The sequence below is a fragment of the Pseudomonas pharyngis genome, assembly GCF_021602345.1.
Classification (GTDB): domain Bacteria; phylum Pseudomonadota; class Gammaproteobacteria; order Pseudomonadales; family Pseudomonadaceae; genus Aquipseudomonas; species Aquipseudomonas pharyngis.
Genome location: NZ_BQID01000002.1, coordinates 464,448 through 476,705 on the forward strand (window position 1 = coordinate 464,448; position 12,258 = coordinate 476,705).

The 12,258-nt window shown below is 49.8% G+C and carries 8 protein-coding genes and 1 pseudogene; 1 reads left to right on the forward strand and 8 read right to left on the reverse strand.

The window, feature by feature from the left end:
- Nucleotides 1-53: 53 nt before the first annotated feature.
- From L6D74_RS05630 to L6D74_RS05655, 6 genes are all read right to left on the reverse strand, one after another.
- A complete protein-coding gene (locus L6D74_RS05630) occupies nucleotides 54-1,061 on the reverse strand; it encodes a WD40/YVTN/BNR-like repeat-containing protein (protein WP_108538191.1) in 1,008 nt (335 codons plus the stop codon).
- 9 nt (nucleotides 1,062-1,070) lie between these two features.
- Nucleotides 1,071-3,434: an efflux RND transporter permease subunit gene (locus L6D74_RS05635; protein WP_236178712.1), complete on the reverse strand. Its 2,364-nt coding sequence runs from the start codon at nucleotides 3,432-3,434 to the stop codon at nucleotides 1,071-1,073.
- An 84-nt stretch (nucleotides 3,435-3,518) separates the two neighbouring features.
- Nucleotides 3,519-5,369 carry a DUF1302 domain-containing protein gene (locus L6D74_RS05640; RefSeq protein WP_236184330.1) on the reverse strand — a complete coding sequence of 617 codons (1,851 nt, stop codon included), beginning with the start codon at nucleotides 5,367-5,369 and terminating at the stop codon, nucleotides 3,519-3,521.
- 39 nt (nucleotides 5,370-5,408) lie between these two features.
- A complete protein-coding gene (locus L6D74_RS05645; RefSeq protein ID WP_236178710.1) occupies nucleotides 5,409-6,755 on the reverse strand; it encodes a DUF1329 domain-containing protein in 1,347 nt (448 codons plus the stop codon).
- Nucleotides 6,756-6,925: 170 nt separating this feature from the next.
- On the reverse strand, nucleotides 6,926-7,696 hold the full coding sequence (locus L6D74_RS05650) for a class II aldolase/adducin family protein (RefSeq protein ID WP_370694802.1): 771 nt from the start codon (nucleotides 7,694-7,696) through the stop codon (nucleotides 6,926-6,928).
- A gap of 92 nt (nucleotides 7,697-7,788) precedes the next feature.
- Nucleotides 7,789-8,316 (reverse strand): VOC family protein, encoded by a 528-nt coding sequence (locus L6D74_RS05655; protein ID WP_108538195.1) that lies wholly within the window; start codon nucleotides 8,314-8,316, stop codon nucleotides 7,789-7,791.
- Nucleotides 8,317-8,842: 526 nt separating this feature from the next.
- On the opposite strand from L6D74_RS05655, the gene L6D74_RS05660 reads away from it, so the two are divergent.
- Nucleotides 8,843-10,195: an MFS transporter gene (locus L6D74_RS05660; protein WP_236184338.1), complete on the forward strand. Its 1,353-nt coding sequence runs from the start codon at nucleotides 8,843-8,845 to the stop codon at nucleotides 10,193-10,195.
- A gap of 365 nt (nucleotides 10,196-10,560) precedes the next feature.
- Here L6D74_RS05660 and L6D74_RS05665 read toward each other — a convergent pair.
- Nucleotides 10,561-10,937: pseudogene (locus L6D74_RS05665) on the reverse strand (IS630 family transposase); the annotation flags it as partial.
- Nucleotides 10,938-11,078: 141 nt separating this feature from the next.
- Nucleotides 11,079-12,254 carry a sensor histidine kinase gene (locus tag L6D74_RS05670; protein WP_236184340.1) on the reverse strand — a complete coding sequence of 392 codons (1,176 nt, stop codon included), beginning with the start codon at nucleotides 12,252-12,254 and terminating at the stop codon, nucleotides 11,079-11,081.
- Nucleotides 12,255-12,258 lie beyond the last annotated feature (4 nt).

Below are 12,258 nucleotides of genomic sequence, written 5' to 3' on the forward strand. Positions count from 1 at the left end.
TTGATCTCCTCCCACATTAACTCGTACCCACTGCCGACCGATCAGTGGCACGATTAGTTAGCGCCAACCAACCCTATTGGCGAGAATAAAATTGGACCTGCAGCGCTGCCGACAATCGACGTGAGAGGTAGCCTGTCAGCTCGCGTAGACATATTGAACGTCTCGCCACCGTCATAACTACTCAGCACCAGCCCCCCGGAAGCGGCAACCCAAATACTTCCATCATCAAACTGAGTAATACCGTTTAACGACTCTTGGCCCTCCACTTTTACACGGCGCCATTGCAGCCCGTTTTTTGTGCTTAAATAGAGATGTCCGCCAATGCCCCCCGCCACAAATCCGCCTTCTCGTAGTGGAATGACATTCCACAGCGAACCATTCTGCGCAGTGGAGTGCTGTTCCCAGTGTTTGCCGTTATCCATCGAGACCAGAATTAAGCCACGCTCTCCGACTATAACAAGCGGACCTCCTCGAACACCTGCAATACCGTTGAGGTGCATATCCATGCTCTCAGCGTCATCACCAGCTGGGTGGATTACGGACCATGTTTTTCCATAATCCTGTGTTTCGATTGCCATGCCAAATTGACCAACAGCAATTCCATGCGAAGGGTTCTCAAACCAGACACCAAGTAAGGGAATCCGTGCCGCATCATCTCGCCGAAGCAATCTCCAATGCTCCCCTCCGTCATCGGTCGACAGGACCACCCCATCGTGCCCAACCGCCCAGCCATGCTCTGTATCCAAGAACTGGACATCAGTCAGCGTGGATTGAACCGGCACCTCGCCAGCCTGTCGAAATGACTTGCCATCATCACTGAGCAACACCACGCCATAGTCACCCACGGCAACAATCCTGGACGCATCGCCACCACCGGCGTGAGTGGCCGATACAATATTGGCAGACACGGCCTTAGCTGCTTGCAAGGCCGGCCGATCAGCGGGAATACGTAACGGCTTGTCTAGGGCGCTCGCCTGAACCTGCAGAGACGAGCCTGCACAACTTAAAGCGATAAACAAAACAACCAAATGGAACTCAGTTCGAAATCGGAAAATTTGCATAATCAGTACTCAATGAGCCGCTATACCCAACGCACGGACAGGTCTACGTCTTGGAATCCACTTATCCAGCATCACAGCCACAGCAGGAAGCAGCGTCATGGCCATGACCATATTAATCATGAACATAAATGCCAGGAGCTTGCCCATGTCTGCTTGAAATTTAAGCTGAGAAAATGACCACGTCGCGACCCCAATAGACAAAGTTATTGCTGTAAAAATCGTAGCAACGCCCGTTTCCAGTAGTGCATGCTTTGCGGCCTGAGTAGTTGTCATGCCTTTGGATAGGTGTAATTGAAGACGGTTATATATGTAGAAGGCGTAGTCGACTCCTACTCCCACAGCCAAAACCATTACCGGCAAAGTTGCAACTGTCAGACCTATATCCAGATCCTTCATGAACCAATAGCCCACCCATGTAGCAACCGTCAGAGGTACACAGCAGACCAACATGGCACGCCAATCGCGGTAGGTCAGAAAAACCAACAAAAGAATAGTTCCATACACATATAGGAGCATCGGAGTTTCACTCTTCTCCACGACCTCGTTTATGGCCGCTTGCACACCGGCGTTTCCACTAGCTAAACGTATCTCAACACCCGCAACTATGTTATTCGTGCGAAATGCTTTGACCCGCTCAACAACCTCCTGAATTGTCGTCGCTTTATGATCTTGAAGATAGAAATTAACGGCAATGACGGAGCAATCACGAGCGCGAACACCTTGCAACTTTTGTAGATTATTAATGGCCCCCCCCAACGCCCGAGAGTCCCTTGGCAGGCTCAGCATCTTCGGGTTCGCTTCATTGAGCGCTGCGGAATATTCCTTACCTAGGGTTGCCGCTGACTCAACAGCAACTACACCAGGGGCTTGAAATATCGCCCATCCCATATCATCCGCTAATTGGAGTAAGCCTTGGCTATCACAGGAGTTAGCCGGTGCGACCAATACAACTGTCAACCAGTCCAATCCAACATTGAAGCTGCTGGCAATGGAAAGCGCGTCCTGATTGAACCGCGAGTCTGCTCTCAGCTCAGGTGCTCCTCGCTCGAGGCTACCTATATGTCGTCCAAGGCTTTGCCAGTAGGCAAGGCAAAAAACAGCCACCCCAATCATAACCACCCAGCGGGCATACTGCGGTTCAGCAAGCCGAGAGAGTCCAGTCAGCCAGCCGCTACGCCGTTCTCTATGAAACATTGCCCTACGGGCATATTCAGCAGGGACATTAATGAAGGATGCGGCAACAGGCAAAAGCACTAAGTTAGTTAATATTTTGAACAAAACACCTATAGATGCTGTGATCGCCAACTCGTGGATCATTGGAATCGGAATCATCAACAATGTAATAAAACTGACGAGAGCCGTCACAAGAGCCAGAGTTCCAGGAATAAGCAAGCCTGTAAAGCTGGCACGCGCAGCACCCATTGCCGTATTGCCGGCTGCAAGTTCTCTAACAATAAAATTTATTTGCTGTACACCATGCGAAACGCCGATCGCAAAAACTAAGAAAGGCACTAACACTGCAAGGGGATCCAACCCATAACCGAGTAAATGCAAAGCCCCTAACTGCCAGACTAAAGAGATAAGCGAGCAAAATAGCGGTAGTACAGTAAGCTTAATCGAATGACAATACCAAAATACTGCAAGCGCCGTAAGCACAAACGCCAAAATAAAAAATGGCGTGGAGGCACGACCTTCATCTGCAATGGCTCCTATTTGCTTTGCAAAGCCAATGATCTGTACCTCATAATCGTCATTCTCAAATTTGGTTCGAATCTCACCTTCTAACAACTTATTGAACGCAATATAGTCTAACTTCTGGCCTGACCCCGGCTCCTGATCGAATAAATCAGCGGTGACTGCACCACTGGTCTGATCATTCGAAACCAAGGTTCCTATATGCCCTCCTCGAGTTGCACGGTCGCGGATCTGGGCGATCACCTCATCGGTAAGACCATTTGGAGCAACATCCCCCCCCGTTACCGGCTGAGCTTCAAAGCCATTCTCGGTTACTTGCGTAAAGAAAACGTTGGGCGTCCACAACGAAGTCACCGACGACCGGTTCACACCCGGTAAAGCACTGATAGCTTCAGTCACATCAAGCAACCGCCGTAACCCATTTTCGTTCCAGATGTCACCGTGCCTGGAGTGCAAAACCACAGTTACCCGATTAGCTCCAAATAGTTGGTCCCGAAATTCATTGAATGTTTTGATGTACTCATGATCTTGAGGCAACTGCTTCTCAAACCCTGCCTCCATTCGCAGCTCCACCGCAAAAAAACCTGCAACGAGTGTCGCCAACGCGAATAGGCTGATAACCAGTGCGCGGTGCCCAAACAGCCAAGACTCCAGAATATTAATAACTCTTATTAGCATGAGGACATTACGAACTCTGTCGCACCTCTGAAAGATTATTGGGGTAATCGACCTGCCTTATCAAGCCAGGTCGAATAATACGGCCTAGAATGAACTACTAAGTGAAATACTAACGTAATCACGATCCTGCATCGGATTGGTATCCCCCCCGCCGTAGAATTGCGTGTAATCCAAACGTGCTTTCAACGGAACTTCTGTTTTGAAGTCAATATTCAACGCCGCAGTCATCTGTCCTACATCTCTTGAAAATCCAGGCATTGACTGCGCTGCGATCCCCCATAGGCCCTGGTTAACCGCGAGTTCCGGTGAAACTTTAATTCGCGTGCCAAATACGTTTGCGTAGTTCAACACTAGATCGAAAGCGAGACCTCCAGAGCTTTTTGTCGGCACCTCATAACCAATACTATTAGAATATGGTACGAGGGTGCTATTTAGAGGTGCAGACGCCAAGGGAGCCTGTAGCCGAGAACGGTCTAAATCGGGATAGTAGGCCGCCGCCATTTCAGCCAGCAGCGTACCCTCAGTCGCTCCGAGAAGACCAACTAACCCTCCCCAGCTTGACGACTGCAAAATTTCCATGCCTGACACCGTAAACTGCCACTTCTTGGTCTCTACAAACCCATGACATATAGAGCCACTTGGAAGTCCGGCACAGTCGCCAGATAAACCGGTGTTAAACAACGTCGTTGGATCAATTGCTAAAACTTGATTCGGGCGATAAGCCGCCTCCATCCCCCAGGAGAAATCACCTAATTTTAAATTATAGGAGGCGCCGAATACGTCGCGATTACCGACATATTCAGCAGCGTAGGCAGCCACAGGAAATCCACCCCCGGTATTAGTAGCAACTAGACTATTAGCGTCCATCACATACGAAACCATCGGTAATTTTTCGTGGTAGCGCATGTAATAAAGACCAAACTCGTCACCCGAATCCAAGGCGTACTTCATGCTTATGCCCCACTGGTCAGAGCCCGGCTTGATATCACGACCACGACCAACAGCGAACCCTCTGGCAAGACGCTCTTCAACTGTAAGCGGGCGACCAGTGACAGCGTCTATTGTTCCGTTATCACCACCAATTGCGCCTGGCCCTATAAAGCCGGCCAGCGCATTAGTACCAAAATATAGTGCTCGCCCCCCCGCCCCCAATAAATCTGCGGTATTGAAGAACGTACCGGAGGCAGGCAATGTTGAAGGCTTGAATCCTAGCTCATAAAACGCTTGCACCCCAAGCTTGTCAGTTAAACTGCTGCTAATACTAAACATCGGCCGCGGAATATACAGCTCCTTTAGTTGCACCCCTGCTGCAGTCGCTTTACGTATATCCAGCGGGTTCGCTTCGTTGATACCACCTTGAGTTAAAAGCGCCTCGCCCCAATTGATTACTTGATTGCCGATACGGACACTAGCTGACTGTTCTTGCCACTGAAAACCTTTATCGACGTAGGCGTCCAACAATTCTATATCTGAAACGGCATCATCATGAGCATCACCCTCAATTGATGTCCTTTCCGTATGCGTAACGGAGTAGTCTTTGAACCACGCTGCGCGCAGAAGCACTTTCAGATCGTCTGGCGCTCGTATATAAAGATCATGCACCCCTCGAACGGTGGTACTGAATGGGCGCCCTTTTTTATAATTCAGGTCCCCGTCATCTATATTGACTATGCCAGTCTGATCAAAAACGCCAGAAGCACGAGCCGATGAGCCGCTTGGACACCCCCCGTTGTCATAGCCAACATAGCGGCAACTCGGATTGCCAGTTCTAATCTGAGTCGCAATAGACAAGGTACTGTCAAAACTACCCGACACCCCATTTCCCAAATCAAATAATGCTGCATGGCCTGCCGGGGCGTACTGAAGTAAACATGCCGATGCTAACGTTGCTGCAGGCGACACGCCAAATTTTCGAAGATTAGTACTTATTTTCATTGGAGGAAGCTCCGCTAGTAACTATAAAGTTCAGTACTATCAGCGACCAATCCATCGCCGGAATGCATCAGCGGAAAAATCGCTGGCTTTCAAATCGTTCGAAAACCGAGCAGGTTTACCGGAGGCGGCAACAATACTTTGCCCGGCATACCGACCAGCTTGAACATCGTATATCGTACTGCCAGCGAGAAAACATGTACCCAATGAATACTCAGGAACCAAATACCCTTCCATAGTACGCCAGGTCTTTCCAGAACTATCATAAAGATCCTGAACGGATATAGTCCAAGTATCTTCATCGACATAAAATACTCGTTTCGGCATTGAGTGCCGTTTCCCTGCTTTGACGGTGGCCTCAACCTCCCACACCCGATGAAGTTCATAACGCACCATACTGCGCTTTATAAACTCCCCTTGAAACACATCCGTTGCTTTTAGCGTATGGTCATAAAGCGAGAAGGTATTATAAGGAATGAGCAGTTCTCGCTTTCCGATCAGCTTAAAGTCATATCTATCCATTGCGCCGTTGAACATCCAGGCCACATCGGCAGTGATGAGGTTATCCGTATTTAAAATTGGCGCGTCGTACTGATAGTTGGGTGCGCGACGCATCCTGCGTTGAGCAGAAAAATACAAATTAGCTTCTGTAGGCTTATCTATGTAAGAGATGGACGCAACGCCATCACCTGCGACCGACGGAGGTGCCAAAGTTTGCTCTCGCAACGCAGACTCGACATTGCCTACTTCGGTAGGACTTGTTACTGAGGTTGACGCCATCGGAAAATACAACTGATCCAAATAGAGCTGGACCTCACCAAAATCAGTTCCTTTCGAGCCTTTAGGCGGAATGACATTGACAACGTACGTCTCAACAGATGGTCCGTTATAGCGCAGTTTATGGTTCCAAATGATTTCCGCTCCGCTTTTGGGTAAAGGAAATGGATAACCACCACCGACTGCTGCAGTTAGACGATCTTCACCATCAAGAGAAGCAAGGCTTGCATTTTTTTTTGTTTGCTCGGCAACAACGGTCGGGATACCACAACTTCGATGAGATTCAAATACAGCCATACTATAACCAGGCAGCGACTTTACTAGAGCGTATTGTCCGGGTGAAAGCCTGTCCTTGTACTGGTCAGCGCTCCCAGCATCAATAATGTAAAGTGGCTTTTCCCTCGAGTATGGATCGACGGGTTTTGCTCCCGCAGACCACCCAGTAGGAGCATGCATTACCGCTCCACCAAATGCAGGAACTCCTCCGCTACTGCTTCCGGCCACTTCAGCGCCAATTGGCGTTAGCTCACTCCCCAGTTTGGCAATATCAGCGCTATTTGGAGATGCATACACAGCGGTCGCGGCAATATATGCGAGAGCAGTCGTTATCATTCGAATTGGTATCATTCTTGTTTCCCCGAAAGTTATCAACCACCATCAGCCCAAAATACTAAATTTTGGATAGCACAGCCCGATAGATAAACTTATTATCGTTTTCCATTAAACCTTCGCACCAAGACTCAGTAAATAGTCAGTACCTGAATGCTACTGACAAACGAATATCAATCTTTAAACCCTGGATCAAGACGTTCAAGCTTTCGAAGCAACCCAGGCCAAGCATCATTGCCCTCCCCAGAGGCCGCTCGCATAATTTCAACTGGAAACGTTTCTAAAATGGGCGTTGGAACTTCAACCAGTTCACAGCCATCCGCCCCTGCCATTACTTGAATACGGCATGCTTTTCTCAAATTATGATGTCGCAGAAACGCGTGCTTGGCAAAGTACCCCAACGTCAACAAACCATGGTTGCGAAGAATAAGGTTATTATTGGCTTTCCCCAGCGACGCTTGAAGAGAAGGCATGCGCGCCTCATAGGTTTCGACGCCCTCATAATCGTGATAAGCCAAACCATCACCAATCGCAAACGCCGCCGGTTGTGATATAGGGAGCAGCCCTCTTTTCTGGGCGGCTACGGCAGCACCGAAATCATCATGCGTATGAATAACAAAGTTAGCATCTTCACGAACCGCATGTACCGCTTTCATTACATACCACCCCCCGATGGTAATCTCAAACGGCGTATCCGAAACAATCTCACCATCAAGGGTGACTTTCACCAAACTGGAGGCAGTGATTTCTTCAAACAAAAACCCAAGTGGATTAAAAAGATAGTGCTCACCGATCCGCGCAGAGCAGTGAGTCAGAGACTGATCATCCCACCCCATCATTGGAACCAATCGATACATAGCAGCTAGCTCTACACGCGCCTGCCACTCCTCCTCCGAGACTTTACCCTTTAAAGATGGATACTCAACATCACCGATTTTTAGCATCATCACGTTTTCTCAACTTTCAGTTATATTTCGGCCTTTCAGCAACAGACCGGGCGAATTCGTTAGAAAATTAGTTATTAGGTATTGAAAATTCAGTATTCGATTAAATAAGGACTCGTGCAGTCCCAGTTTTTTGCCGCATCCTTCATGTAGCTAAACGCCGCACTCAGAACAGGGGTCGCCTGTATCAATTCGAGCATTCCACCTGGATGAAGGTCGCAGTTAAAAAATATCGCCTCAACCCCCAGCTCTGAAATGCAATGCTGTACGGGATCGACCCCTCGTGCCGCCAGCTTTAGTATTTCTTCTTCAAGGTCTTCGGCCAGGATCCCGACATGATGCATCCCGAACCCATTGCGCTCGACAAAGTCCCGAAAGACAGATGGCATGTCGTTATGTTGCTGGACAAGCTCAATCTGGTAGTCACCTGAGTAAGCAAACGCGAGACTGATGTCGCAATAGGCTTGCTCACCTTGATACGTGAGCTTGGAGTATTTTGCGTGCCGGGTGACAAAGAATGGTGCGACGCCGAGCTTCTCAGCCCAGTGCTTGACTGCAAGATCGATATCCTCAACGACATAGGCGATCTGCATCAGGGAACCTGTTGTACATTCAGTCATTGCTTTTCTCCTGTGGGCAGCCTTGATTGTGGCAAAGCTCAGCGACCCATATTTTTATTTTAGTCAGATAATATGGCCGCAAATCTGTTGAAGCAAACGAATTTTTGGGTGTAATCCACATAAATCGTCCTTGACCAGGAATTTTAGCCGTGTAAAGCTAACTTACGCCAGGTTAATGCAAAAAAAATGCCATCTCCAAGCGTGCATGTAAAGGTACATCGAATCTGGGTTTGCCTACGGATAGCGGGCACACAAAAAGCATGAAACGCTGCCTTCCACGAACGATTTTTCTTTCGAAAAGGGAGCAACTTGATGAGTCGATGTAGTTTTTTGCACTATTACAGTGCAAGAACTTAACAGAGAAAGCGTTCATCCAGGTCAAAGCAACCAGGTATGACGCAACGAGCAATGCCTGAGCGCTAACAAGAAGAAAATGGAGCTACGGCGAGCACTTAGCGACCCCATCCTCCACAAACAATTGCCTGCCCCCTTCACAAAAATCACAATTTTTGGTGGCCTTACTGACATGAACACTCAAAAACCGAAAAACCTTGTCTGGTATCCGATCTATACCATTGGAGACCTTGCATCCGGCATCTACTCGGTCACCCCTAGCATTTTGCTGATGTTCTATATGACGAACATATTGGGTATTCCAGTAGCACTGGCAACAGCTGCGGCGTTTCTACCCAAAGTCATCGATCTATTCGCCAATCCATTTATCGGCGCACTGTCCGACCGCACCACGACCCGACTAGGAAGACGGCGCCCTTACATGTTGTTTGCTGCGTTGACAATCCTGCCAAGTTTTGCCTTGATCTGGGTATCGCCATTCTCTTCGGCAACGGTCTCTGCTTTCTTTGTGATCGGTGCCTTCAGCATCTGCACTGTCTGTTTTTCTTGTTTTCCCGTGACGTTCCTGGCGCTTAATTCAGAAATCGCAACCGATTACCATGATCGAACATCGCTGAACTCCTACCGGACGATGTACTCGATGGTGGGATGTCTTCTAGCGGGTGCTGGTGCTCCCCTCATTGTGGAGCATTTTGGTGGAGGCAAAGATGGTTATGCCGCTATGGGGATAGCGATGGGAGCAGTAATGGCCGTTGCCACGATGATTACTTTCGTTACCGCTCGTGAGCCAGCTCGAAAAAATACAACTACCCCACCTTCTTTTCGTCAGATTTGGACCTCAATCTCAAGTAACCGTCCTTTTCTTCTGCTTTTATCTGCGTATTTCCTACACATCGTCGGAGCAGGAGTTACTGGGGCTGCCTTAGCCTATTTCGTAGCCTACATCCTGCAACGTGATACCGACTTCCTTGCACTTCTGTTTCTGCTCTCATTTGGTACATCAGTGCTAGTGATACCACTTTATGTCTGGCTGGGGAGGCTGGTCGGAAAATTTTACGCTTACATTACTGGCTTATGCTTGATTGTCATCTTCTCCACTGCCTATTTTTTTGTGGGCGCCACCACTCCACTTACCACTCTTCTAGCAGTAGTGACCCTTGCAAGTATGCACGAGGGAGGCATTCAAGTTTTTACCTTCTCAATGCTGGCAGACTGCATTCGAGAAAACACTACATCAGACACTGAGCTAACAACGGAAGCTATGTACAACGGCATTTTTATTGCGGGAGAAAAGCTAGGATTCGCCACAGGAGCCCTTTTGAGCGGCGCGATTTTCATGGCCACCGGTTTGGTCGAAACGACTGAAGGCTTCATCGACCAGCCGGGAAGCGCACTTTCAGGGATTAGCATGTCTGTTTCACTTATTCCCGCGGCGTTGAACCTCATAGCAGCCCTGATTTTCATTTTTTACAAAGCATTTGATCAACGAGTCGTAAAATTAAACGCGTGCATCACAACTTCTTAAAATTGTCATCGCAGCCTGGATCATGCAACCAATGACAACCCTTTGCCTGTTAGGGAAAGGGTTTTTAATCATTAACACCTCTATTGAAAGTTTTTTCTTCAACCTATAAATCTCACTAGTGCATTGTTCTCGAAATGATTTACTTAGTATTTACTATATCCGCCCCCTCACGCACTAGTTGAGCTTTGCTCAGTTGCTACGCTCCCTTAGCACTCCAAACGCAGAGGGTCGGCTCAGCGTCGCCTGACGCCAAGAACGTTGTAATGGATCTCTTCAGCTCAAGCACAGAAGCAAATTTGCCATCACGGATGTACGCCGCAGTGTCTTGAGAGAAGCGCTTCTCCACGCTCATACATGAGCAGCACGGCCCATGGTTTATGGGCGGTGGTCGAGGAAATGCCCGCCGCCCTTGCCATGCTCTGATAGCTCCAGCACGGTTTCCCGATGCAAGGTCGCTTGACCTGTTCCAAGACACCGCGGACGGCCGCCGAAGGCAATGATGATTTGCGTCCCAACTTGTCGTCCAACGGTTGATGTGCCTGGAAACACTGAACGACTGAGTAATTGTTGTGCAGGAGAAGCCGCTCAGCCGCGCAATGTTATCTCGGGTTTCGCTTTCGGCGGCCAATAGGATTATGCCTACACGCCCACCCTCCCTGTACGCGACGGTCGCAGAGCGGACTCGCCGTTTCAGCTTAATTGTTTCTTCGGTGGAAGCGTTATGTCCGGAGCGCCACTGCAGGCTCCCCAAGGCAAGGATGACGGTTAAAGTTTAGAGGAGATTATCAATAACTTATTTCGAGAACGGCACACTGGCTTGACCATCGGACCGGGTCAACAGGGAAATCAACCGCCAATACACGATAAACATATAACTGGAGGCCTACATCGGAAATTCCGCGCTGATCAGCGTGCCACCCTGTGCGCGATTGCTAGCAGCAATGGTGCCGCCATGAGCCTGGCAGATCGCACGGGCGATGGACAGGCCTAACCCGCTACCGCCCGAATAACGCGCCCTGGAGCGCTCCGCCCGCCAGAAGCGGTCAAATACACTGTCCAGGTGCTGTGTTTCAATACCCGGCCCTCGGTCACCGATCTCAATCACAACGCGCTCTTCGAATTGACGCGCCATGATGTCCAATTCCCCGCCCCCTGCAGCATAGCGCAACAGGTTGTCGACCAGGATATTCAGCACCTGGCCAAGTCGATCGCGATCGGCATGGATACGAAACCCGTCCGCAATACTTACCTGCGTTTGCACGCCTGCCTCATCCAAATACGGCTGGAACCAGGCCAGCCGTTCGCTCACCAAAGCCGCCAGGGAAAAGTCGCTGCATTCAAGCACTAGCCGCCCCGCCCTGGCCATAGACAACAGATGCAGATCATCCACCAGTTTCCTGAGTTGATCGAGTTGTCGCTTGACCATGCCCAACTGCGCAGCGTTACTGGGGAAGACCTCATCAAGCATGCCCTGCACGCGCCCCATGGCGGCATTCAACGGTGTCCGCAGTTCGTGGGCGATGACCGCGCTGGACTCATGCACATCCCGCTCATAACGCTCCAATTGCGTCGTCATGCTGTTGAAGTCGCTGACCAGCCGTTGCAGCTCGTCGGGGGTGTGTGGATGACTCGGCAGCCGCGTGAAGAAATCACCGCCGGCGACCCGACGCGCGCCCTGGGCTATTGCCGAGAACTGGCTGGACAAGGGGCGCGAAAACCACAAGCCACAGACGATGATGATCGGGATGGCGGCCAGCACCAGACCGACCAAGATCAGCCAGTCACGATTGGCGATGTTCGGCTGGAAGAACTCCACCGGGTAATATTCGGCAACCAGCTGGCGCAAGCGTACCTCGTTGAGCTGCGGCTCGGCGCGCAGTTGTAGCAACTCCTTGCGCGCCGCCGGCGGCAAGTGTTGCAAAAAATACCGGTCAGACAGTTTGAAGTTGATCCACATGCACAAGGCGATAGCCACCACGGCGCCGATCGCCAACAGGCTCATGCGCATGCCGACCCAGCGCCACAAAGGTTTGTCGTTGACCCGTGATTGCTCAAGCATGCTG